At 53.1% G+C, this 23036-nt stretch carries 22 protein-coding genes; 9 read left to right on the top strand and 13 right to left on the bottom strand.

The annotated features are described in order from the left end of the window. Together WA318_RS14650 and tldD are read right to left on the bottom strand one after the other, a co-directional pair. Positions 1–1473 carry a tetratricopeptide repeat protein gene (locus WA318_RS14650; RefSeq protein ID WP_336082245.1) on the bottom strand — a complete coding sequence of 491 codons (1473 nt, stop codon included), beginning with the start codon at positions 1471–1473 and terminating at the stop codon, positions 1–3. A 256-nt stretch (positions 1474–1729) separates the two neighbouring features. Continuing rightward, positions 1730–3163, bottom strand: a complete 1434-nt coding sequence (gene tldD, locus WA318_RS14645) for a metalloprotease TldD (protein ID WP_336082243.1) — start codon at positions 3161–3163, stop codon at positions 1730–1732. 209 nt (positions 3164–3372) lie between these two features. On the opposite strand from tldD, the gene WA318_RS14640 reads away from it, so the two are divergent. Then, positions 3373–4641 (top strand): DUF3422 family protein, encoded by a 1269-nt coding sequence (locus WA318_RS14640; protein WP_336082401.1) that lies wholly within the window; start codon positions 3373–3375, stop codon positions 4639–4641. A gap of 69 nt (positions 4642–4710) precedes the next feature. On the opposite strand, the gene WA318_RS14635 is transcribed toward WA318_RS14640, so the two are convergent. Further along, the gene (locus WA318_RS14635; RefSeq protein ID WP_336082241.1) at positions 4711–5766 is read right to left on the bottom strand and encodes a COX15/CtaA family protein; all 1056 of its coding nucleotides are present in this window, start codon (positions 5764–5766) and stop codon (positions 4711–4713) included. 256 nt (positions 5767–6022) lie between these two features. On the opposite strand from WA318_RS14635, the gene WA318_RS14630 reads away from it, so the two are divergent. The 4 genes from WA318_RS14630 (at position 6023) to WA318_RS14615 (ending at position 8508) form a co-directional block, all read left to right on the top strand. Further along, positions 6023–6583 (top strand): precorrin-2 dehydrogenase/sirohydrochlorin ferrochelatase family protein, encoded by a 561-nt coding sequence (locus WA318_RS14630; RefSeq protein ID WP_336082239.1) that lies wholly within the window; start codon positions 6023–6025, stop codon positions 6581–6583. Further along, complete coding sequence (locus WA318_RS14625) at positions 6580–7323, top strand: phosphoadenylyl-sulfate reductase (protein ID WP_114099050.1); 744 nt, start codon at positions 6580–6582, stop codon at positions 7321–7323. The genes WA318_RS14630 and WA318_RS14625 overlap by 4 nt, the downstream gene beginning before the upstream one ends. A gap of 251 nt (positions 7324–7574) precedes the next feature. Next, a complete protein-coding gene (locus WA318_RS14620) occupies positions 7575–7997 on the top strand; it encodes a hypothetical protein (RefSeq protein WP_336082237.1) in 423 nt (140 codons plus the stop codon). 1 nt (position 7998) lies between these two features. Further along, the gene (locus WA318_RS14615; protein ID WP_336082235.1) at positions 7999–8508 is read left to right on the top strand and encodes a hypothetical protein; all 510 of its coding nucleotides are present in this window, start codon (positions 7999–8001) and stop codon (positions 8506–8508) included. 68 nt (positions 8509–8576) lie between these two features. Here the strand turns inward: WA318_RS14615 and WA318_RS14610 are convergent, their stop codons facing one another. Both WA318_RS14610 and WA318_RS14605 read right to left on the bottom strand, forming a co-directional pair. Next, positions 8577–10031 (bottom strand): deoxyguanosinetriphosphate triphosphohydrolase, encoded by a 1455-nt coding sequence (locus WA318_RS14610; protein ID WP_336082233.1) that lies wholly within the window; start codon positions 10029–10031, stop codon positions 8577–8579. A gap of 132 nt (positions 10032–10163) precedes the next feature. Continuing rightward, on the bottom strand, positions 10164–10583 hold the full coding sequence (locus WA318_RS14605; RefSeq protein ID WP_336082231.1) for a DUF4870 family protein: 420 nt from the start codon (positions 10581–10583) through the stop codon (positions 10164–10166). 229 nt (positions 10584–10812) lie between these two features. On the opposite strand from WA318_RS14605, the gene gor reads away from it, so the two are divergent. Continuing rightward, on the top strand, positions 10813–12171 hold the full coding sequence (gor, locus tag WA318_RS14600; RefSeq protein WP_114098967.1) for a glutathione-disulfide reductase: 1359 nt from the start codon (positions 10813–10815) through the stop codon (positions 12169–12171). Positions 12172–12250: 79 nt separating this feature from the next. Here the strand turns inward: gor and WA318_RS14595 are convergent, their stop codons facing one another. After that, the gene (locus WA318_RS14595; RefSeq protein WP_114098968.1) at positions 12251–12715 is read right to left on the bottom strand and encodes an Lrp/AsnC family transcriptional regulator; all 465 of its coding nucleotides are present in this window, start codon (positions 12713–12715) and stop codon (positions 12251–12253) included. A 161-nt stretch (positions 12716–12876) separates the two neighbouring features. Between WA318_RS14595 and WA318_RS14590 the strand changes: the two genes are divergently transcribed. After that, positions 12877–13893 carry a 1-aminocyclopropane-1-carboxylate deaminase gene (locus WA318_RS14590; protein WP_336082227.1) on the top strand — a complete coding sequence of 339 codons (1017 nt, stop codon included), beginning with the start codon at positions 12877–12879 and terminating at the stop codon, positions 13891–13893. Between the two features lie 99 nt (positions 13894–13992). Here WA318_RS14590 and WA318_RS14585 read toward each other — a convergent pair whose 3' ends face one another. From WA318_RS14585 to WA318_RS14570, 4 genes are all read right to left on the bottom strand, one after another. Beyond that, a complete protein-coding gene (locus tag WA318_RS14585; RefSeq protein ID WP_336082224.1) occupies positions 13993–15300 on the bottom strand; it encodes a TRAP transporter large permease in 1308 nt (435 codons plus the stop codon). 77 nt (positions 15301–15377) lie between these two features. Beyond that, positions 15378–15983 carry a TRAP transporter small permease subunit gene (locus tag WA318_RS14580; RefSeq protein WP_114098971.1) on the bottom strand — a complete coding sequence of 202 codons (606 nt, stop codon included), beginning with the start codon at positions 15981–15983 and terminating at the stop codon, positions 15378–15380. Between the two features lie 157 nt (positions 15984–16140). Continuing rightward, a complete protein-coding gene (locus tag WA318_RS14575; RefSeq protein WP_181850327.1) occupies positions 16141–17169 on the bottom strand; it encodes a TRAP transporter substrate-binding protein in 1029 nt (342 codons plus the stop codon). After that, complete coding sequence (locus WA318_RS14570) at positions 17166–17765, bottom strand: gluconokinase (RefSeq protein WP_114098972.1); 600 nt, start codon at positions 17763–17765, stop codon at positions 17166–17168. Before WA318_RS14570 ends, WA318_RS14575 begins: the two co-directional genes overlap by 4 nt. Positions 17766–17931: 166 nt before the next feature. Between WA318_RS14570 and WA318_RS14565 the strand changes: the two genes are divergently transcribed. After that, complete coding sequence (locus tag WA318_RS14565; protein ID WP_114098973.1) at positions 17932–18957, top strand: LacI family DNA-binding transcriptional regulator; 1026 nt, start codon at positions 17932–17934, stop codon at positions 18955–18957. A gap of 3 nt (positions 18958–18960) precedes the next feature. Here the strand turns inward: WA318_RS14565 and WA318_RS14560 are convergent, their stop codons facing one another. From WA318_RS14560 to WA318_RS14550, 3 genes are all read right to left on the bottom strand, one after another. Continuing rightward, on the bottom strand, positions 18961–19533 hold the full coding sequence (locus WA318_RS14560; protein WP_114098974.1) for an IMPACT family protein: 573 nt from the start codon (positions 19531–19533) through the stop codon (positions 18961–18963). A gap of 80 nt (positions 19534–19613) precedes the next feature. Beyond that, complete coding sequence (locus WA318_RS14555; protein WP_147252018.1) at positions 19614–20258, bottom strand: hypothetical protein; 645 nt, start codon at positions 20256–20258, stop codon at positions 19614–19616. Positions 20259–20363: 105 nt separating this feature from the next. Then, the gene (locus WA318_RS14550; RefSeq protein WP_114099054.1) at positions 20364–21107 is read right to left on the bottom strand and encodes a sulfite exporter TauE/SafE family protein; all 744 of its coding nucleotides are present in this window, start codon (positions 21105–21107) and stop codon (positions 20364–20366) included. Positions 21108–21476: 369 nt separating this feature from the next. On the opposite strand from WA318_RS14550, the gene WA318_RS14545 reads away from it, so the two are divergent. After that, entirely contained in the window at positions 21477–22862 is a 1386-nt protein-coding gene (locus WA318_RS14545; protein ID WP_114098976.1) for a class II 3-deoxy-7-phosphoheptulonate synthase, read from the top strand. Positions 22863–23036: the final 174 nt, after the last annotated feature.

Genomic DNA, 23036 nt, shown 5'->3' with positions numbered 1-23036 from the left:
CTAGAACTCCCATCGCCGGGTCAGGTAAAACTGTGCCCTGGCATTGTGATATTCATAGTTGGGAATGTTCGATTTGGTATTCAGATATTCGCCTGTGATCGACCAGTTAACCGGTGCGAGCAGGTCATAGATCTGATTTGCCGTTTTGCTATCCCCAAACAAGTCCGATGGCAGTATTTGTGAAAGTGGCGCGCCATAGGTCAATCTTGTCCGTGCACTGCGATCCATTCGGTGTTGTGGCGAATTGCCGGTCACCAGATAGTCCGGATCACGATAACGGTCGATCCCATAACGGAAACTTCCACTTATGTAACTTCCCCCGCCAAACAGATAAGCATGGATCAACTCGCCGCTCAAGCTGTCATAGCTGTAATAATTGCGTGCCGCCTCTTTTTTGCCCGCAAAAAGATTAAAGGTGGTGCGGTTATTGGGCGTCCATGTGTAATTCGATCCCAGTCTGGTGCCATAGCGCTGACCGGAATGTAAACGCAGTGCGCTTGATTCACTGGTATTCTGATAGCGTTCATCGGCATAGCTGACATCACCGTTCAGGTTAAAGAACGGACGCGGGTTCCAGTCCAGACGCAGCCGCCCGGAACGTGACGTGAGGTATTTTTCCTTGCTAAGGGACTGCACGGTCTGGTTCAGCGTCGGTGTAAGCATCCAGTAGCCACCGCGAATGCGGCTTCCGACATCGACCGAGAACGACCCAAGGTCAAGAGAGTCAAGCTGTACCTGATCACTGGCATAGCCCGTCACGGCGGCAAAGATTTCGTGACCTTCCTGATAACCAAGATCATAGCTGACGTCATAGCGAAGGGCGCCGACATAGGCGATGTCGTTCCTCGGTTTGTCAGCTGATGCCGTGATGTTGGTCAATGTGCCGGTGACCAGTTGCTGCTTGTCATTGGGGGCGGCGTTCCGGTTGCTGTCGACCTGGGACCCCAGAGTCAGTGTCACGGATTGATGCAACCGTGCGCGCCGCCGTTCGATGGCATTGATATATTTATCAATGTCAGCCGCGACCTCGGGCGAGACATCCATCTGGCGCAACCGGTCAAACTGCGTGCGCGCTTCATCAAGGCTATCAAGGCGATAAAGCACAATGGCGTAATAAAGCCGCACCGGTGCCAGTTCGGGATCAAGAACCAGAATGCGCTCAAGTGTGGCTGATGCGCCGCGTACCTCGCCGCGGGCGAGCTGCGCCTTGGCCCAGCGGAAATTCAGAACAATGTTGTCGGGATTGGCAAGGATATCGGCATAGGTAATATCCCCGCCATCATCGGTGCGAAGCAAAAGGTTTGCACGTTCGGTGACGTCACGCAGTCTGTCAAAATCGTCGGAAAGTTGACGTGCTTCATCGGTTCGCACATCGACGCTCTGTTGTGCGTTGGCACCACCAGTCGCCCCCATCACCAGTGCAACGAGTACAGCTGAAACTGCCGTACCCTGCCGCCATCGGCTTGTATTCAAGTTTTCCCCCAAACTTTCTCGGATTTTCGCGGCATCAGTTTCGGTTATGCGCCGTCAGACCAGATGACTTGGCCGAGCTGCGGACCGCCAAAATCGGCATAATCTTCTTTTGACAGATTATGAACTATGGTGATCCGATGTAAGCCATTCGGGTGAAGGGTAGGGATAGTGTAGGTCGTATAGTTTTTATATACTTAAAGATCTCCGGGGTGCTGTGATCAGCACCCCGGAGATCTTCTAAGATGTGAGAACAAAACTATACTGCAGTGCCGCCGACGGTCAGACCATCAATGCGCAAGGTCGGTTGTCCGACACCGACCGGGACCCCCTGGCCATCCTTGCCACAGGTACCAATCCCGTTATCAAGTTCCATGTCATTGCCGATCATGGAAACCTTGGTCAGGCTGTCCGGGCCATTGCCAATCAGGGTCGCGCCCTTGACCGGGGCACCGACTTTACCGTTTTCAATCAGATAGGCCTCGGATGCCGAGAAGACGAATTTACCCGACGTGATATCGACCTGCCCGCCGCCGAAATTAACCGCATAAATACCGTTCTTGACCGAGGCCAGAACCTCTTCTGGTTCCTTGTCGCCCCCCAGCATATAGGTATTGGTCATGCGCGGCATCGGGGCATGGGCATAGGATTGGCGACGACCATTGCCGGTCGATTTGACACCGGTCAGGCGGGCATTGAGGCGATCCTGCATAAAGCCCTTAAGGATACCGTCTTCGATCAGAACGGTTTGCTGGGTCGGCGTTCCTTCATCATCAATCGAAAGCGAGCCACGGCGATCATGAATGGTGCCGTCATCAACAACCGTGACGCCCGGTGATGCGATGCGCTGTCCCAGAAGGCCGGCAAAGGCCGAAGTGCCCTTGCGGTTAAAGTCACCTTCAAGGCCATGGCCAATCGCTTCATGCAGCAAAATACCCGGCCAGCCCGGTCCAAGCACCACGGTCATTTCACCGGCCGGTGCGGCAACGGAATCAAGATTGACGATGGCCTGACGCAGGGACTCATCAACGGCCTTTTTCCAGGTTTTTTCGTCAAAGAAACCATCATATCCGATACGACCGCCTTCTCCGTGTGATCCGGTTTCCATACGGTCACCCTGTTTGACGACAACCGATACGTTAAACCGTACCAGCGGTCGGATATCGCCAATGCGCTGACCACCGGCACTCCAGATCTGGACAGCCTGCCAGTTGCCGGAAATCGATGCCGATACCTGCACAACGCGCGGATCACGCGACCGGGCATAGGCATCAATCTGTGCCAGAAGATCAACCTTGGCTTCAAAGGTGGCTTCGCCCAGCGGGTTCACATCGGAATAAAGCGAGATATTGGTGCCGATCGATCCAAGATCGACCTTGCCTGAACGTCCGGACCCAACCGCCTTGACGGTTTCGGCGGCACGTCCAACCGCATCATTGGACAGTTCGTTGGAATGCGAAAAGGCGGTGGCTTCATCGGCAACAGCGCGAAGACCAAAACCCTGTGCTGTGTCAAAATTCGCACTGCGCAGACGCCCATCATCCCAGACCAGACTTTCGGACTGGCGATATTCAAGGAACAGTTCCCCGTCTTCTGCCGCGCCAAGCGCGTCATTGACCTGCGTTTCAAGCCGTTCGCGATCAAGATCACCTTTGGCGAAAAACAGATTATCAGTGGTGCGCAGATCGGTCATGGAACCTCCTTGAGGGCCGGAATTGTTCGGCCAGAGAAAATGATTTTCCCCAAAAGATAAAAGCACTTGTGACAGTATTTTCCCTGACGTTTTTGGGACTTTCTGTCACATTGAACTTTCGTCTATACAGGTACTGTCAGCGTTCGGTCAGAAACCGCCACTGAACGCTTTATATAGACCGCAATGGCCAATTATGAAAGCCCGTGGCAATGTTTGTCGAACATCCCCAGCGTGTCGCCCTTCATAACGAAATTCATGCCCGCCCGTTTGGCGGTGTCAGCAGCCCGACGCGATGTTCCTGCATTGCTTTTCACGCTGGCGAAGAGCTTGATGAAGGCGTCCGGGACCATTTCATGACGTTCTGCAAGCGCTTCAGTCTGACGCCGCCCGCACCGGATCAGAAATATTACGAAGCCGCCTGTGACGGCTTTTCCGTCATTTGGGAACGTCACGCGGAATTCACGGTCTATGTGTTCAAGCGCATGGAGCCGTTCGATAACCCGTTCGAAGACCCGGTCATTAATCTGGTACCTCAGGACTGGCTGTCGGAAACGCCGGGCCAGTTAATGGTCGGACTTCATATCGTGGTTGAGAAAACAGACAGGACCGAAGAAGAGATTTCACGTCTGTTTGATCATAATGGCCTGACCGGAAGCCGGGTTCTGGGCGGTACGGCGCAAATCTGGACCGATTTTCGTCTGCATGGGGATGGCTTTGGTCGCATGCTGGTCAAGGATCTGGGTATGGAGCAGCTGCAGGCCGGGCGTCTGGTGCAGCGTCTCAAGGAAATTGAAGTCTATCGTATGATGGCGCTTCTTGCTTTTCCGATGGCCCATTGCGCGACGCCCAAGGTGTCCGAGATCGATACGCGCCTGTCGGAAATTACCGCTGAAATGGCCAGCAAGACCCAAACCAATGACGAGGAAACCTTGTCTAAGTTGACGGATCTTGCAGCCCAGACCGAAGAAATGGCCGCGTCGCTGAATTATCGTTTCAGTGCTGCGCGTGCCTATTACCGGATCGTACAGGCCCGCCTGAACGAGCTTCGTGAAGAACGTATCGAGGGTGTCCAGACCATTACCGAATTCATGGAACGTCGCCTGGCTCCGGCCATGCGCACCTGCCAGAATATCGGTGATCGGCTGGAAGTGCTGTCGAAACGTGTGGCGCGCGCCAATAACCTTTTGCGTACGCGCGTTGATATCCTGCTTGAGGCGCAAAACCGCGATCTTCTGGCCAGCATGGATCGTCGTGTCAAATTGCAACTGCGTCTGCAACAAACTGTTGAAGGTCTGTCTGTTGCCGCGATCACATATTATGCGGTCGGGCTGTTGGGCTATTTGTTCAAGGCGATCAAGGATGCCGGTGTTCCGATCAATGACCGGATCGCAACCGGGATTGCTGTGCCGGTTGTCCTTGCGATGATCTGGTTTGCCACCCATCGGGTGAAAAAGGCCCTGCATAAGGCCGATAGTTAAGTTGAAGATTTTGGAATTAAAAAAAGGGCAGCACCTGGCTGCCCTTTTTTGTTTTTGGGAAACGCGACCTTAAGCGACGTCGCGCAGCTTGTACGCGGCATAGGTTGCTGTTCCGACCAACACCACCGCACCAGCCTGATGAGCAACGCCGAGCGGTAGCCAGATGACGCTGAGCAAGGTCGAGATGCCAAGGGCGACCTGAAGGCAGGCGGCGGCCAGAACAAGGTGCGTGGCAAAGCGCTGATCAGAAGTCAGGTTCCATTTTCCAGCCCGCCACCAGAACAGGATCACCATCACAAAGGTCAGTTTCGCCAGCCAGCGATGATCCCACTGCACCGTCATGTGGTCTTCAAACGGGGCCAGCCAGGCCGGATCAAACACGAACAGGCCATCGGGGACAAGCTGCCCATCCATCAGCGGGAAGGTGTTAAAGGCATAACCGGCATCAAGCCCGGCAACAAAGCCGCCTGAAAGGGCCGTAAAGACGATCAGTCCCAAAAGCTGCCAACTGCGTTTGGAGGCATCTGTACCAATGGCGCGCGGTGCAAGCTGTTGCAGGCCGACCCATAAAAGCGCAATGAAAATTACCAGCGCCAGTCCGAAATGCGCGGTCAGGCGATACTGGCTGACATCGGGGCGATCCACCAGACCGCTCATCACCATGTACCAGCCCATCAGGCCCTGAAGACCGCCCAGAATGAAAAGGCCCCAAAGCTTCCACTTGGTAGCGCCATCAATCGACTTTTTGGCAAGGAACCAGACGAACGGGATAAAGAATACAACCCCGATCAACCGACCCCAAAGGCGATGGATGAATTCCAGCCAGAAGATCGATTTGAAATCTTCGACCGACATCCAGGCATTGATTTTCTGGAATTCCGGATACTGGCTGTATTGCTGATAAAGGGCGGTCCAGTCGGCGTCATTCAGTGGCGGGATGATGCCGGTAAACGGACGCCATTCAACAATCGAAAGTCCCGATTCTGTCAGGCGCGTCATGCCGCCAATCACCACCATGATAAAGACCATTGCCGCACAGCCAAACAGCCAGATAGCGACATTGCGATGGGCAACGGGGGATATGGCCGGGTGATCGGTCAGGGCGGGGGCGGCACTGCTTGGCATCGGGACGCTCTCTTGATCGTTAGTCTGATCGGCATGGTTATGCCGGATTTTGGCCCAATATAAGGGCATTTTTGAAAAATTGCAGGAAAAGCTTTACGCGGGATACCCGGTCTTTGGATCAGATAATTTGCCTCAAATAAAACACTGTTAATTGTGTTGTATAATTATAAAACACATAAAAAATGTATTGAATATTTTAATTTCCACACCCATAGTCATGGACAACAAACAGAAACTTCTTTTTAGAGGATCGACGATGTTTCCCATCAATCTGGACCTGACGCGACTTTCGGTCGCTTTGGTCGGGAACGGTCAGGCAGCCCTGAACCGTTTGCGCCAGTTTGACGGTGATGGGGCAAAATACGTCACCGTTTACTCGGAAAGCCCGATACCCGAACTGGTCGATCAGGCCGGTGATCGCCTGCATCGATATTTGCCGAATTCAGCAGATGTGAATGCGGCATCCATCATGTTCATTGTCGACCTTGGCAAAGAAAAGGCCGCCGAACTTGCCGCCATTGCCAAGGCGGTCGGCACCATCGCCAATGTCGAGGATGTGAAGGAATACTGTGATTTTTTTTCACCAGCGCGTGTTCAGCGCGGTGATCTGATGATCACGGTTTCGACCAATGGTCACAGTCCGCGTCTGGCCGGTCGTATCCGTCGCGCCATTGAAAACTGGCTTGTACCGACCTGGGACAGGCGGTTGCGTGAACTGTCTGATCAGAGAGAGAAATGGAAAGCAAGCGGCGCAGATATGCAGACCTTGCTTCAAAAGACCGACGAATATATCGATCGGCGGAGATGGTTGCCATGAATGTAATGCGTGAAGAAGATATTGTTTCGGGCGGCTCGATGTCGGTCGAGGAAGCAACCGATCGCGCTCGGCGCCTGCTGGACAAATATGGTCACTTGCAGGGCGTATCGCTGATCGAGCCGATGGTGCATGAGGAATTCAAGGGCCGTGTGACCATGACCTCGTCGTTTGGGACCGAGGCGGCGGCTTTGCTGGCACTGGTTGCCGAAGTCGACCGCAACTTGCCGGTCATTTTCCTTGATACCCGCAAGTTGTTTGGCGAAACCCACAAATATCGTGAACAGCTTGTTGATCAGCTGGGCCTGACCAACATCAGGATCATGCGCCCGGACGAGGAAAAGCTGAAGGCCGAAGACCCCAACGGCATGCTGTTTGCCTCGGACACCGCCAAATGCTGCTATTTGCGCAAGGTCGAGCCGCTTCAGCGTGCGCTTGAGGGCTATGACGCCTGGCTGACCGGTCGCAAAAGGTTCCATGGCGGTGAACGTGATGCGCTTCCGGTGGTTGAACCAGCCGGTTCGCGGATCAAGATCAACCCGCTGGCCGGTTACAAGCGCGAAGATATCGACGATATCTTTGAACATCGTGCATTGCCGCGCCATCCGCTTCAGGCCGAGGGATTCCTGTCGATCGGCTGCATGCCGTGCACGGACCGTGTTGATCCGAATTCAAGCGATGTCCGTGCTGGTCGCTGGGCCGGTCAGGACAAGACCGAATGCGGCATTCACTACATCATCTAAGCGTATTGATGTCTTAACGAAAAACCCGGCCGTCTGGCCGGGTTTTTCGTTAAGCTGTAGTTGGTCGGAATTTACGTAGTCACAAGGTGTTGGTTGTCAAAGTAAAATAGTGCAACTCTTACAGTTTTCTTTTGATGACGGATGCTCTTGCTTTGGTTGTATTTGATGGGTAATGTTCTTCAAAATTTATGGGGTGTTGCATATACTCGGCGGAGGTGAATATATGCATGTTCTGATTAGGAGGGGAGGGGATGAAAGAAAAGCGTGAGTACGAATTTCGTAGTCTGCAGCGCGCAGAGCCTTTGATTAAGAAATTGATAAGTCAAACTGCATTATTGTCTAATCCTGACCTGTACGTAAGTATTGGGCGATATTCTGGAAATGCAGAGAAATTACTTAAGATGGCGGGTGATTGTAATTGCAATATTAATGTTTACGCTGTCTTGGGACCAAGTTTCAAAGATGGTGTGCTAAAGGTGATTGAAGGGAGTAAGTCATTCAAGTTGAAGAAACTTGTTATTCATTTTGATGATTTTATTCCTAACTATTTAGTCTCTGACGCAGGTTATTACTTGCAAAATGGAATAGAATTTGATGAGGCAGTTGTCAGTTTTAAGAAAAAGGATATGAAGAATTTCTTGATCAGCTTGTTTGAAGATGAGATTGGGGGATAACATGAATGAACTGATAAGGACGTTTTTTATATTCTCATTTGCTGTCGTCGCTTTCTCACAATACATGAGAACTTCTTCATCTTCTTTGGTCAACGATTTGCGAAATAAGGCTAGAGAGCTAGATGATCGTTGGAGGATGTTGCATAGTTCAAATGAAGAAATATTGAATAAATTAGGCGGTAACTCCGAGTATAAAAACAAGAAAGAAATTTTATTCTCAAGTAAGTGTGACATCCAACATGATGGAAAGTGGTATTACGTTTTATTTTTCTACCTTTGTAGTGTTATAGTATTTGCAGCGATTGAATCTGTGATGCCATCTGTTTTGGCCGGATATTTATCTTATATGTATTTATACAAAGATCAAATATCTGGGGTGTATTGTCTAATCGGTATTTTTTTAAACATGGCAGTTTTTAGAAGTGGTCATAATGCTATCAAGCCTCGATCTTTGGCTAGAGAGACACATAAAGATTTGGAAACAATACACCGGACACTAATTGGTTTTTGAAGACTAGGTGCCACTTAAGTGCGAATCTTCTTAAACGAAAAACCCGGCCAGATGGCCGGGTTTTTTGATTAGATCGTGATGCCCTGAAGCTTTCGGAACAGGGTCACGGCATAGCGGTCCGTCATGCCCGAGATGTAATCCATCACCCGCATCAGACGGCTGTAAAGATCGGGTGCCTCGGACAGTTTCCCGGCCAGAAGCTTGTCAATCCGGTCGGCCTGTGGGGGCAGGCGCTTGCCGTGATTTTTATGTTCATCAAGGTCAATGGCCGCACGGACAAAACTGTCGAGCAAACCGTTAATCACCTCGAACCCGGCCATCTCGATTGGCAGGACATGGGGGGCGTTATAAATCTTTTCGACTGCCAGTTTCTTGCAGGCCTTGGCATGCGGGCCAAGCGGCGTGTTGGCCAGCAAATCACCTTCAAGCGTGCCGGACAAAAGCGCATCTTCATTGGCAATAAAGGCATCAACAGCGGCTTTCACCAGATTGCCAATCGCCTTGCCGCGCAGGAAGCCGATCCGGTCATTTTCCGATTTTTCGGCATACCATTCCTCGGAACGCAGGTCTTGCCAGCGTTGTTCGGCATCGCCGTCGTATTTTTCCGGGTGCCGGGCAATCGGGGCCAGTGCACGTTCGACTTCTTCAAAGCTCACACAGCCCAGTTCCCAGCCATCTTCAAGATCGACCACGGAATAGCAAATATCGTCGGCCGCCTCGACAAGATAGACCAGCGGATGACGCCGCCAGGCCCCATCAAACCCGTCAAGCGGTGACAGCCCGCAAACCCGCGCAATGGCGAAGGCAATATCGCGTTCCGCCTGATAATAGCCGGGTTTTTTAAGTCCGGTATATTCACGGCGCCGACTATCGGGGACCGAGGTACTGCGCGGATATTTGATAAAGCTGCCCAGCGTCCCGTAGGTCAGGTTAAGTCCGCCATCAAAGCGTTTCATTTCAAGCTGGCTGATGATGCGCAAGCCTTGCGCATTGCCTTCGAAGTGACGCAGGTCTTCAAGTTCGGGCCCGGATAGCCGCGAGGTCAGCTCATCCTTGGCAAGGCGGGATGTTGTGAACCATTCATTGATGGCATCTTCGCCGGAATGGCCGAATGGCGGGTTGCCGATGTCATGGGCAAGGCAGGCTGCCTGAACCATATAGCCGATATCGGCCACGGTTGTTCCTGACCCTTCGGGAAGATTGGCAACGATATGCGCACCGGCCATGAGGCCAAGCGACTGCCCGACCGATCCGACTTCGATCGTGTGGGTCAGGCGGGTATGAACGTGGTCATTTTCCGAAAGCGGATGCACCTGTGTCTTGTTCTGAAGACGGCGGAACGAGGATGAAAAGATTACCCGGTCAACGTCGATCTGAAACGGGCTTCTGCCATCGGGGGTGGGATAGGGGGCGCCTTCGGGAAGACTGATCTTGCCATCCCGAAATTCCAGTCGATGTGAAGAAAGAAGGGTTTCCCAGCGCATTTTATCGCCAGACCCCTGCGCAGACGACGCCAATGTCATGGCGGTGCTACCCCTGTCCGTGTCATGTGTTCCAACTTGGCAATGACTTTAACGGTCCGGGGAGTCCGGTGCAATCGGGCAAAGTGACTTCTTGCCGATTGCACCGCCAATTCTGCCTGATCGGGCTATGGCTTAGCCAAAGAACCAGCTTTGCGGATTGTCAATCGGACGACCATTGAGTGCACGCAAAAGCCCGACAACATTCCGCCCGATAAACCAGGCCGTGGTGTAAAGCCCCATCAACCCGACAACAGCCCAGCCCAAAAGCGGGATCCAGCCAATCACAAAGGTAAAGAAGCCCAGAATGATGGCGTAAAGGATGCTGATCCAGAATGTCCGGATCACGAATGTATAGTGGCTGTTGGTCCAGTGATTGTCTTCTTCGCGCGCGATATAGGACACGATCAGCGCAATAAGCCCGGTGGCAAAGGCCGTAAACAGGGTTGCAATCATCAGCCCGTAACAGACAAGGGCCGTGTTCCCGCCGCGCTCGTCAACATAGCGCGGCGCATTGTCAAAAGACGCATCCTGACCGTGGATATGGTCGTTCATAGACGTATTCCTACAAAAGTTATCGCAATCCCCATCGCGTCTTTTCCATCATATAGCGTGAAAGTTTAAAAATGCTATGTCGGGTTGATGAAACTGTTGCCGGTTTTGGAACCTCACGGGCCTTCACATGAAATTTACGACGGCTTTGCTTGGTTTTGCCTCGACTTTGGGAATTATCGCCCTACATTTGGCGCCATGATGTCAATTGACCGAAAATAGGGATTTCCGCATGTCGGACTATGATTTTGATCTGTTTGTGATCGGTGCCGGGTCGGGCGGTGTTCGTGCCGCACGCGTGGCATCGGGATATGGCGCAAAGGTCGCCATCGCCGAAGAAAGTCAGGTCGGCGGCACCTGCGTCATCCGTGGCTGTGTGCCCAAAAAGCTTCTGGTATATGGTGCGCACTTTGCCGAAGACTTCGAAGATGCGTCCGCTTATGGCTGGACCCTTCCGGGGGAGCCTACCTTTAGCTGGAAGACGCTGATCGCCAACAAGGATGCCGAAATTGATCGCCTGAACGGCATTTATAAACGGCTTCTGGCGGGCTCGAATGTCGAGCTGTTCGAACATCGCGCGACCTTCAAGGATGCCCATACCCTGATCGTTGGTGATCGCGAAGTTACCGCCGAGCGCATCCTGATTGCCGTGGGTGGTCATCCGACCAAGCCCGATCTTCCGGGGGTTGAACACGCCATCACCTCGAACGAGGCATTCTATCTTGAAGAATTGCCCAAGCGTGTTGTTGTTGTCGGTGGTGGTTATATCGCGGTCGAGTTCGCCGGTATCTTTGCCGGTCTGGGATCACAGGTGACCCAGCTTTATCGCAGCGAACAGATCCTGCGTGGCTTTGATAACGATATCCGCAACCATCTGGCCGAGGAAATCGTCAAAAAGGGCATCGATTTGCGGGTGAACACCAATGTCACGGCGATTGAAAAGCAGGCTGATGGCAGCCTGTCACTGACCCTGACCGATGGTTCGACCCTTGAAGCCGATCAGGTGATGTTTGCCACCGGTCGTGCGCCTAACACGGCGGGTCTTGGCCTTGAAAATGCGGGTGTCGAGGCTGATGAACGCGGGGCGGTCAAAATCAATCAGGGCCTTCAGACCACCACGGAAAACATCTATGCCGTTGGCGACGTGACTGACCGCGTGCAACTGACCCCGGTTGCGATCAAGGAAGGCATGGCCTTTGCCGATAGTGTCTATGGCGGCAAACCCTGGCATATGACCTATCAGGCGATCCCGACCGCCGTGTTCAGCCAGCCGCCGGTTGGCACTGTCGGCCTGTCCGAAGAAGAAGCGCGTGCAAAGGGCGGCGAGGTCGTGATTTTCAAATCCACCTTCAAACCGATGCGCCACACGCTTTCGGGCCGTGATGAAAAAACGCTGATGAAGCTGATCGTCGATAAGACCACCGACGTCGTGCTTGGTGCCCATATGGTTGGTCCCGATGCAGCCGAAATCATTCAGGGTATTGGTATCGCAGTCCGTATGGGCGCAACCAAGGCCCAGTTTGACCAGACCGTTGCGGTTCATCCGTCCGCGGCTGAGGAATTCGTCACCATGCGGTTCCCGGTCGAATAATCGGTAACTTTAACGCAGTTCATTAAAGGCGGCATCCCGGCAAGATGCCGCCTTTCTTGTCATCGGAAGGTTTGTCGTGTCAAAACGGCAACGGCGCGTTATCGACCACTTCCTTCATGACAAAGAATGTCCGGGTCTGGCGAACGCCGGGCAGGGCGATCAGTTGGTCGCCGTGCAGGTGATTGAAATCGGCCATATCGCGGACCCGAATTTTCAGGAAATAGTCGAAGTCGCCCGCCACCAGATGACAATCAAGGATGAACGGCATCTTGCGACAATTGGCTTCAAACTCGGCAAAGCTTTCCGGGGTGGAGCGATCAAGGACCACACCCACAATCACCAAGGCCCCCCGGTCGACCTTTTCCGGTGCGATCTGGGCGCGGATGTTTTTGACATAGCCTTCTTCAAACAGCTTTTGCGTTCGACGGTGGCAGGTTGCCGCACTGACATTGACCTGTTTGGCAATTTCGGCGTTGCCCATGCGGCCATCGCTCTGGAGCAGGCGCAAAATCTTGTAGTCGATCTTGTCTGGCTCAAAGGACATGAAAGAACCTTCCGTTATTTTCGCAATTTATGGAATGAAGTTCATTTTCAATAAATCTTGACGACGGGTGCTTCAAATATCAACCCAAACTTCGAGAGCACATTCCATCCACATGGCGCTAGCCTGATTGCGGTCTTCAATCCGTTGTCAGGGAGTGCCCGATGAATCTGAAAAAATTTGAAAAATACCCGCTAACCTTTGGTCCGACCCCGATTGAGTCGCTGCCGCGCTTATCCGCGCATCTTGGCGGGGATGTCGACCTTTATGCCAAACGCGAGGATTGCAATTCCGGTCTGGCATTTGGCGGCAACAAAGTCCGCAAGATGGAATATATCATCCCCGATGCGCTGAAATCCGGGGCCGATACACTTGTGACCATTGGCGGGGTGCAATCCAACCATACCCGCCAGGTTGCAGCCATTGCCGCCAAGATCGGAATGAAATGCCGGTTGGTGCAGGAAAGCTGGGTGCCGTTCAATGACGCGGTCTATGACCGGGTCGGGAACATATTGATGAGCCGTGTGATGGGCGCACAAATCGAGCTGGTGGACGAAGGTTTTGATATCGGCATCCGCGAAAGCTGGGAGGCCGCCCTTGAAGATGTAAAGGCCAAGGGTGGCGTGCCCTATGCTATTCCGGCCGGTGCATCGGTGCATAAATATGGCGGACTTGGTTTTGTCGGCTTTGCCGAGGAAGTCCGTGCCCAGGAAGCCGAGCTTGGTTTCAAGTTTGACTATGTCGTTGTTTGTACCGTGACCGGATCAACCCATGCCGGAATGGCGGTCGGATTTGCCGCCGACGGTCGTGCCGACAAGGTTGTGGGTATTGATGCCTCCGCCACCCCCGATCAGACCCGTGCGCAGGTTCTGGATATCGCGCAGAAGACCGCCGATCTGGTCGAGCTTGAAGGCGGAATATCGGACAGGGACATCACATTGATCGAGGATTACGCCTATCCGCTGTACGGCGTGCCATCCGATGAAACAAACGAAGCCATCCGTCTTTGCGGCCGTCTGGAAGGCATGATGACGGACCCGGTATATGAAGGCAAATCGATGCAGGGCATGATCGATCTGGTGCGCAAAGGCTACTTCCCGAAGGGATCAAAGGTTCTATATGCCCATCTTGGCGGCGTTCCGGCGATCAACGCCTATAGCTATCTTTATCGCAACGGATAAGCAGTTTCGATTGTCACGGATTTCTGATGTCGCAATTGAAAGAAAAACAAAGGGCGGAGCCGTCTGGCTCCGCCTTTTGTCGTGTGGTGATAAATGTGATCAGCGTCCGGTGATGCCGGGGAACATGATCAGGATTCCGACCGCGAGTATCTGAAGACAGATAAAGGGCAGAAGAGCCTTGAAAATATCGCCAAGCGTGATGTCCGGCGGCGCCACGGATTTAAGATAGAACGCCGCGGGGCCAAACGGAGGTGACAGGAAGCTGACCTGCATGTTCATGGCAAACAGCACCCCGAACCATACCGGATCAAAGCCAAGCTGTTTCACGATCGGTACAAAGATCGGCATGGTCAGAAGCGCGATGCCGACCCAATCGAGAAACATTCCCAGAATGAACAGGATCAACATCATGAACAGGATAATGGTGATCGGGTCATCGGAAATCCCGGTGATCAGTCCCGACACGAAATTGATCCCGCCCATCAGGTTAAACACACCAACAAGGGCTGATGCGCCAATCCCGATCCAGACAATCATGCCACAGGTCGAAAGGGTTTGAACCGCTGCTGCCTTCAGCATGGCAATCGAGAATTCACCACGTACGACGGTTGAGGCAATCACACCGGCAACACCGACGGCGGACGCTTCTGTGACGGATGCAATCCCGCCGTAAATGGACCCCAGCACACAAAATACGACCATGATCGGAAGGAAGAGCCCTTTGAGCAGCCGCATTTTTTCGGCATGCGGGATCTTTTCGGTCTGGGGTGGCGGGGCGATATTTTTGCCCGTGTAGGACCGGAACAGGACATAGGCGACATAGAAGCCTGCCAGCATGAAGCCCGGAACAAAGGCCGATGTGAACAGATCACCGATCGATACGTTTGCAGTCAGTCCGTAAATGATCAGAACGATGGATGGGGGCACCATGGTGCCCAGCGATCCGCCAGCACAAACCACACCAATTGCAAGGTTCTTGTCATAGCCCTGTCGCAGCATCTGGGGCAGCGCGATCAGGCCAAGCAGAACAATTTCGCCGCCGATAATGCCGCTCATGGCAGCCAGAATGACAGCAACGAAAATCGTCTGAACTGCAACACCGCCGCGCAAACGTCCGCCGAACAGGCGCATGGCGTCAAACAGGTCTCTTGCGACGCCTGATCGGTCCAGGATGGCAGCCATCAGGACGAACATCGGGACCGAGACAAAGACAAAGGATGAAACGAATGAATAAACCCGGCTGGTAATCAGTGGCACTGCCATCGGACCGAACCAGCCAAGGGTGAAGATCAGGGCAATCAAAAGCGTGACAAAGGCCAGCGGCATGCCGGTTATCAGGAAACCGAGCAGCAGGACGAACATGGCAAGCGTGCCGTATTCGATGCCCAGAGACTGTAAATCAAACATTTAAAGTTATCCTGTCGCGCCGGTCACATTCAGAAAATAATGGTCCGGCTGTCGGTGCATCAAAATGAAAGGGGCATCTATTTGGTCTGATCCGACCCGGTGACCGGCGTATTACGCATATAGTTGATGGCTTGCCAGAAGAACTGGACCATCAGAAGGATCAGGGTCAGAAGCAGGAATACTTTCAACAGGCCGGGATAAGGCGCGTTGAATGCGCTTCCGGTTGTTTCCAGATGAATGTCACCGGACGGCGTAATGGTGGCACGCTTGACCATGAGCCAGGCGGCCCATGCAAAAAAGCCCGACGCAATCATGCAGACAACCGAGATGCCGACATCAAGCGCTTTGCGCAGCTTTGGTCCGGCAAAGTCATAAAGCATCACGACACGGATATGTTTGTCGCGTGACGCGCAATAAAGCCCGCCAAAAACAAACCCGACAGCAGACAAAAACGTTGTTGTTTCATGCGCCCAAAGGGTCGGATCGTTAAACACATGACGCATGAAGATTTCAAAAATCAAAACCCCCATCGCCAGCAAAAATCCGAATGCAAAAATCGGACTTAACTTGTTTACAATGTGACCAAGTCGGCCTGAAACGGCGGGAACGTCATCGGTTGCCGCATCCTGATCAATCGCAGGAGGGATATCTTCATGGGGTGGATCTATGGGACTGGTAGCCATAGTCAGCAATCCTTGCAATGCGGAGAATACAATCCGGCACAGGGAGGTTTGCTTCCCGCTATCGTCTCTTATAACGGGGGCAGCCGGATTGTATTCAGGTGGTTACCGGCAGCGATGTTTGGGCATCACTGCCGGTGATCCATTTATGTCACCTGACTTAGATCATACCTTGTGCGGTAAGATATTTGACAAGGGTATCATAAACCCGCTGTGCGTTTTCGGAACGTGCAGCAACCTTTTCCCACTGGCTGGTGGCAATCTGGCGGAACTTGGCGCGTTCTTCAGCCGACCAGTTATGAATGGTGACGCCACCATCTGAACGGGCCTTCGCAACTGCTTCCATGTCTTTCATGGCAAGACGTGCGTCCATGTCATGAGCAAGATCACGGACAGACATTTCCAGAATGGCCTTGATGTCGTCAGGCATGGAATCCCATTTTGCCTTGTTGATCGAAACTTCGAGCATCGGCATGGAATGGAAGCCCGGATAGACCGGATGTTTTGCAACATCATGCAGACCCATGGCCTGGTTGGTCGAGAACACGGTGGCGTCCGCTGCTTCGATCACTTTTTTATCAAGCGAGGTGAACACTTCAGACTGCGGAATGTTGACCGGGGCGGCACCGGCAGCGGCAAAGACCTGCTGTACCATGCCTTCCGGGGCACGCATTTTCAGACCCTTGAGGTCTGCAACGCCATCAAGCGGAACCGCAGAGACAAAGGCTTCGAGGCCCGGGGTTACTGCGCCGATGAAATGAAGGCCATATGGCTCGACAAGGCTGTTCATCAGCTCTTTGCCGCCACCATATTCAACAAAGCGCAGCATTTCCGACGGGGCAGACCATGCGCCGACCGGGTTGGCAATCAGACCGAATGCAGGATCCTTACCGGTGAAATAGCTGGTATCGGTGATATGGCCGTCAATAATTCCGGCGCTGATCGCATCCTGAGTTTCGGCATGTTCGACGATCGAGTTGACTGGCAGCATTTCGATGACAACACGGCCACCTGTCATGTCGCTGACGCGCTTTGCCCATTCCTGTTCAAGAACGAAGTTTGGAACGCCAGCGGCGTCGCTGGACTGGAACTTAAGGCTGTAATCCTGTGCGTTGGCGGCCATCGGTGCCGCAGCAATCAGGCTGGCGATAAATGTTGCTCCTACGAGCGATTTCAGTGTCTTGGTCATCTGTCTTCTCCCTGGCATACCGGTTTTCCGGAGGTGTTTTCTTTGACAATGGAAGAACTGCCGTTTTCGCAGTTTGGCAGTTTGGAAATAACTGTCGAAACGACAGCGTCGATCGGGGCATCGACTAAGACAGTCACACAGTTCTCATCCGGCCCCGGCGGTTCGAGATCTGCAAGCTGACTGTCCAAGAGAGCGGAAGGCATGAAATGTCCGACGCGACGTTCCAGTCGTGTTTTGATCACGTCACGTGTGCCGTCCAGAAATACAAATGTTACCGGCTGCAAGTTCCGGCTCAGAACTTCGCGGTAACTGCGTTTAAGTGCCGAGCAGGCAATGAAGATAGTGCGTGATGCGCCAGCCTGTTCGTTTTGTTTTGCGGTCGCCCGTGCAGCGCTGCTAACCGCTTCAAGCCAGGGCCAGCGCATTTCGTCATTCAATGGCTGGCCGCGCCGCATATGTTCGACATTATTTGACGGATGATGGTCGTCTGCATCCAGCCACAGGTTATTGGTTTCCTCCGCAACACGGCGGGCGATTTCGGTCTTTCCCGAACCTGAAACTCCCATAACCACGACATACTGTGTCTGTCGATACACCAAGATATTTCCACCCGACTATTGTTATCAGGGCGGTCCTTTGATCGTGGTTTCGCCCTGTGATTTATAATGTTAGCGCTAACATAATGTTAGCGCTAACATTGAGTCAACAGCCTAATTTACAAGGCACTTGTCGATATCGAAAAGACGTAATAAATCTAATGCTATGAGAAAACGCAAAGGGGCCGGGCGGCCAACGATTGCTGATGTGGCCGACAAGGCGGGCGTCAGTACGATTACAGTTTCACGTGCATTGCGCGATCCATCAAAGGTGTCTGACTACCTGCGCCGGAAGATTAATAACGCCGTGAACAAGCTCAATTATGTGCCGCACAGCCATGCGAGTGCACTGGCATCGACTCGCTCCAACATTGTCGGCGTCATTGTCCCATCTCTGACCAACAACGTGTTTGCCGATACCCTGCGCGCCATATACGACGAACTTGAACAGGGCCCGTTTCAGGTCCAGTTGGGGAACTCGCGTTATGTGGCCGCCGATGAAGAACGCCTGATCCGGACTTTCCTCGGGCAGGGGCCTTCTGCGATGATTGTTGCAGGCAAGGATCAGACGGATGCCGCACGTGAACTTTTGCAGAATGCCGGATGTCCGGTGGTTCAGGTCATGGATATCGGTGATGATCCCATTGATATGATGGTGGGATTTTCGCATTTCGAAGGTGGTCGGGCAGCCGGTCGGCATCTGGTGCAAATGGGATACAAGCGTATCGGCTTCCTTGGGGCACGTATGGATCCCAGATCCCACAGTCGTCTCGAAGGGTTCAAGGATGCCCTTCAGTCGGGTGGCCTCTATGACCCTGATCTGATCATGACAACGACGGTGTCTTCCAGCGTATCGCTTGGTGCGGAGCTCATAGAACAATTGATTGCGCGTCGTTCCGATCTTGATGCCGTGTTCTGCAACAACGATGACATGGCGCTTGGCGCGCTGTTTGGCTGCCAGAAAGCTGGAATTTGTGTGCCGGACGACATGGGCATTATCGGTTTTAACGATCTGGAAATGATGGCGGCAAGTCATCCTTCGCTGACCTCGATCCACACCGATCGATACGCAATTGGCAAGCGCGCCGTCGAGATGATCAAGGCCGAACTGGATGGTGAAGCAACGGACCAAAAGATCGTTGATCTTGGTTTCGAGCTTCAGCAGCGCGAAAGCACATCACGCAATAAATAGGCGTTATTCTTCCGGCGGTAGCGGAAATTTCCCGGCAAGTTCAGCAAGCGTTTCGCGCGGGCCTGCAATTTTGATTCTGGTGCCCGTGGTATCGAACTGGCGATCTAGGATGGTAATACCATCCTGTGCGCAGGCTTGCTCCAATGTTCCGGCATCTGAAAATCCGGCAAAAATCTCAGCTTCGCCTTGCGGGATATATTCAATAATCTCGGCAACATCGCAGGCGGCATTCGCCGCCCCGCTATAGGCGCGCACCAACCCGCCCGTACCCAGCTTGGTGCCCCCGAAATAGCGTGTCACAATTACGGCCACATTGATCAGATCCCGCCCCTGAAGAACCTTAAGACACGGGATGCCAGATGTGCCGGATGGTTCGCCGTCATCCTTGCCATGTTCGATCAGTTGACCTTCGTCATTGAGATAGCGATAGGCATTGACGTGATGATTAGCCTTGGGGTGAAGGGCGCGCAATTCATTAATCCGCTTTGCCAGATCATCATAAAAGACGAGTTCTGCAAGAAAACGGGATTTCTTTTCTTCGGTTTCGGCAAAGGCGGGACGGGCGATGGTTTTCATGGACGGGTTGATATCAAACTCCGCCCCTGATCACCAGTCTTCAGCATGAAGGGATCAGGGCGAAGATTAGTTGTCGGCACTTAACGGGTGGCCGGGATCAGCAGGACACCCTCGGCAAACTGGGTTTTGATCATTGCGCGCCATACCGTATTCAGGTCAATGCCGAGTTCCTTGCTGGCTATGCTGAAATCCGGCTCCTGTGGTGATGGCGTGTTCCAGTCCATTGCCTGTGTATCAACGAAATCGAAAACCACATTCATCCGTGATCCGGATTCTTGCAGTATTGAGGCAACTGGCACGTAAAAGGCGTGTTCGTTCGGTTGCCCGATGAACTGTTTGATCTTGCGATGTCCAACCACCATGAAGAACAGCTTACCATCAAGGTTGAAACCCTTCATCATCGCCAGCATGTTTGAGGTCGATTCTGTCCGCTCTTGCGCGCGATGGACGAATTTCCAGTTGCTGTTGCCGATATAACGACCGTCAAGGGCGCTCGCACATGCCATCTCGAAAACGTCGTTTTCCCTTGTTGCACCGGCCAATGCCTTGGCCGACATGATGTTGCGATTTTCATCGCAGAACGTCAGCGTACTAAGGTGCATGATCCGCAAATTGGATGTGAAATTCTCAAAGGATTGCTTGTTCTGAGCATCTGCCGGATGCGGGGCAACAAGGAACAGGCAAAAACAAAGGGCGGCAAATGCCTTGGTCAGCGGGCGGATCATCGTTCCGGTTTCCATAAGGTCGTGATTTATAATAACTATCTCACGCATTTATAGGCGACGGAGTTTCGTCTGAATACAACTTTTCGGTGTTTTTCCTTGGGCCGCTTAGGTCGTGACAAACTTCCCGATCAGGATAACCCCGAAGATAATCAGCATGATCAGGACAACCTTGCGGAAGGTTTCTGCATCTAGGCGGTTGCGCACCGCTGCGCCAAGCTTGGTGCCGATATAGACCGGGACCAGTCCGGCAAGGGAAATCCAGACCGTTTCAAGTGTCATCATCCCCATGCGCCACAGACCAAACGCCATGACGATGCTTGAAAGACTGAACGAGATATTGATGGCCTGGATAAAGCGTTTGGGATCAAGCCGCATCGAAAGCAGAAAGGGCAGAACCGGCATCACCTGTGATCCGGTAATGCCATTGACCAGTCCGGTCGAAAAACCCGAAATCGGTGCCAGACGACGGGCAACCTTGTCCGAGATCGGTTTGCCATGGCGAAACAGCGTGATTGCCCCGTAATTCATCAAAACCAGCCCCAGAACCGCACCTGCAAGAATGCTGTCGACCATTTCAAGAACGGCAAGTCCAATCAGAAGGCCCGGAATGGTGGCCAGAAACATCGGCCAGAACCGGTTGACGGTTTCGCGAAAATGCCCCGCTTGCGCCATGACGATCGAGTTACTGACAAGGGACGGAATGATCACAAGCGGCATGCCGGCCTTAAGCCCCAAACCAAGGGCAAGGATCGGCAGGGCCGATGTTGAAAACCCGAGACCCGTAGCGCCCTTTACAAAGGCCGCAACAAAATAGGCGCAGGCAATAACGACAATTGTTTCAATGGTCATGGGGATCCGCAGACAGGTGGTGACGCGCGCGCAGTTTGCCCGCATTTGGCGAATTGCGCAAATGGTCTGACAATTGCGAAGAACCGGATTCGCCCCCACTTGTCTGGTATGATGATTTGGTAATCACCTGACTGCCTTTCATAATTAAGTGGTTATGAGTGGAATTTTGCGTGATTTTTGGGTGGCTTGGCAAAAAATTGCGGGTTTTTATCGTCCTTAAGTCTAGAAGGGGTGGAAATGCGTGTGCAAAACCCGTATCAAGTTTGACCCGGTTCAAGGACCGGGGCACAGGGCGGAAATCTGCCGGAAAACTGGATTTGTGTTATAATGGCGGCATGATGATGAACATGCCGGATTGAGAGGAAGCAAATGAGCAAGAGCTGGAGCATTGATAGCTGGCGCAACCTGCCGATCAAGCAGGTGCCGACTTATCCTGATGCACAGGCCCTCGAGGCCGTAGAGCAAGAGCTCGGCAGCTATCCTCCTTTGGTATTTGCTGGCGAGGCGCGCGCGCTTAAAGAGAAGCTTGGTGAAGTCGCAGAAGGCAATGCCTTCCTGCTGCAGGGCGGTGACTGTGCCGAAAGCTTCAAGGAATTTCACCCGAACAACATTCGCGACACCTTCAAGGTGATGCTGCAGATGGCAGTTGTCCTGACCTTTGGGGCATCCTGCCCGGTGGTCAAGGTCGGTCGCATGGCGGGCCAGTTTGCCAAGCCGCGTTCGGCTGATACCGAAACCATCAATGGTGTTGAACTGCCAAGCTATCGCGGTGACGTGGTCAATGGCATCGAATTCACCGAAGAAGCCCGTATTCCGGACCCGCAGCGTCAGATCCGCGCCTATAACCAGTCGGCGGCGACGCTCAACCTGCTGCGCGCCTTTGCCCAGGGCGGTTTTGCCGATCTGACCAAAATCCATCGCTGGAACCTGTCATTTGTCGATGGCAGCCCGGCAGGCGAGCGCTACAGCAAGCTGACCACGCAGATCGACGAGGCTGTCGCCTTCATGCAGGCCTGCGGCATCACGGCTGACAGTGCTCCGCAGCTGCGTGAAACCGATTTCTATACCTCGCACGAAGCCCTTCTTCTGGGCTATGAACAGGCCCTGACCCGTCAGGACAGCCTGACTGGCGAATATTATGATTGCTCGGCGCATATGCTGTGGATCGGGGATCGTACCCGTAACCTTGACGGTGCCCATGTTGAATTCATGCGCGGGGTCAAAAACCCGATCGGCATGAAATGTGGCCCGACCATGGATGAAGATGATCTGATCCGTCTGATCGACCGTCTGAACCCGCAGAACGAAGCCGGTCGTCTGACCCTGATTGCGCGTATGGGCGCTGACAAGGTCTTTGATAACCTGCCGCGTCTGGTCAAACGCGTTAAGGCCGAAGGCCGCAAGGTCGTCTGGTCCTGCGATCCGATGCATGGCAACACGGTCAAGGCAACCAACGGCTATAAAACCCGTCCGTTTGACTCGATCCTGTCCGAGGTTAAAAACTTCTTTGATGTTCACAAGGCCGAAGGCACCCATGCCGGTGGCGTTCATTTCGAAATGACCGGAACCGACGTAACCGAATGCATCGGTGGTGCACGCGAAGTGACCGAAGATGCGCTTTCGGATCGTTACCACACCCATTGTGACCCGCGCCTGAATGGCGGACAGGCTCTTGAGCTTGCCTTCCTGATCGCCGAGATGATCAAGAAAGAACGTGACACTGTTCGCGCAGAACAGCTGGCGGCTTCTGCCTGATTATCCTCTCGGGATTGGAAGGCTGTATTCTTGCAAACAAGGCGTCCGGGAAACCGGGCGCCTTGTTTTATTTCGGCGGAAAGCAGATCGACTGTTGAGAGGTAAAAACGTTACGGAGTGCGCGGAATATCAGAATTTCCTTACCTTGAAGGCTGCTTTGGGATGTTTTGTCTC

The sequence above is a fragment of the Thalassospira sp. CH_XMU1448-2 genome, assembly GCF_037027285.1.
In the GTDB taxonomy this organism is placed as follows: Bacteria; Pseudomonadota; Alphaproteobacteria; order Rhodospirillales; family Thalassospiraceae; genus Thalassospira; species Thalassospira profundimaris_C.
This window is presented reverse-complemented; position numbering and strand designations above follow the sequence as displayed.

Coding starts and splice junctions, on each gene's coding strand:
- WA318_RS14590 (WP_336082227.1), top strand. CDS start 12,877: ATGAATCTGAAAAAATTTGAAAAATACCCGCTAACCTTTGGTCCGACC.
- WA318_RS14585 (WP_336082224.1), bottom strand. CDS start 15,300: ATGTTTGATTTACAGTCTCTGGGCATCGAATACGGCACGCTTGCCATG.
- WA318_RS14565 (WP_114098973.1), top strand. CDS start 17,932: ATGAGAAAACGCAAAGGGGCCGGGCGGCCAACGATTGCTGATGTGGCC.
- WA318_RS14615 (WP_336082235.1), top strand. CDS start 7,999: ATGAATGAACTGATAAGGACGTTTTTTATATTCTCATTTGCTGTCGTC.
- WA318_RS14620 (WP_336082237.1), top strand. CDS start 7,575: ATGAAAGAAAAGCGTGAGTACGAATTTCGTAGTCTGCAGCGCGCAGAG.
- WA318_RS14595 (WP_114098968.1), bottom strand. CDS start 12,715: ATGTCCTTTGAGCCAGACAAGATCGACTACAAGATTTTGCGCCTGCTC.
- gor (WP_114098967.1), top strand. CDS start 10,813: ATGTCGGACTATGATTTTGATCTGTTTGTGATCGGTGCCGGGTCGGGC.
- WA318_RS14605 (WP_336082231.1), bottom strand. CDS start 10,583: ATGAACGACCATATCCACGGTCAGGATGCGTCTTTTGACAATGCGCCG.
- WA318_RS14635 (WP_336082241.1), bottom strand. CDS start 5,766: ATGCCAAGCAGTGCCGCCCCCGCCCTGACCGATCACCCGGCCATATCC.
- WA318_RS14625 (WP_114099050.1), top strand. CDS start 6,580: ATGAATGTAATGCGTGAAGAAGATATTGTTTCGGGCGGCTCGATGTCG.
- WA318_RS14580 (WP_114098971.1), bottom strand. CDS start 15,983: ATGGCTACCAGTCCCATAGATCCACCCCATGAAGATATCCCTCCTGCG.
- WA318_RS14610 (WP_336082233.1), bottom strand. CDS start 10,031: ATGACATTGGCGTCGTCTGCGCAGGGGTCTGGCGATAAAATGCGCTGG.
- WA318_RS14560 (WP_114098974.1), bottom strand. CDS start 19,533: ATGAAAACCATCGCCCGTCCCGCCTTTGCCGAAACCGAAGAAAAGAAA.
- WA318_RS14575 (WP_181850327.1), bottom strand. CDS start 17,169: ATGACCAAGACACTGAAATCGCTCGTAGGAGCAACATTTATCGCCAGC.
- WA318_RS14545 (WP_114098976.1), top strand. CDS start 21,477: ATGAGCAAGAGCTGGAGCATTGATAGCTGGCGCAACCTGCCGATCAAG.
- WA318_RS14630 (WP_336082239.1), top strand. CDS start 6,023: ATGTTTCCCATCAATCTGGACCTGACGCGACTTTCGGTCGCTTTGGTC.
- WA318_RS14640 (WP_336082401.1), top strand. CDS start 3,373: ATGTTTGTCGAACATCCCCAGCGTGTCGCCCTTCATAACGAAATTCAT.
- tldD (WP_336082243.1), bottom strand. CDS start 3,163: ATGACCGATCTGCGCACCACTGATAATCTGTTTTTCGCCAAAGGTGAT.
- WA318_RS14555 (WP_147252018.1), bottom strand. CDS start 20,258: ATGATCCGCCCGCTGACCAAGGCATTTGCCGCCCTTTGTTTTTGCCTG.
- WA318_RS14550 (WP_114099054.1), bottom strand. CDS start 21,107: ATGACCATTGAAACAATTGTCGTTATTGCCTGCGCCTATTTTGTTGCG.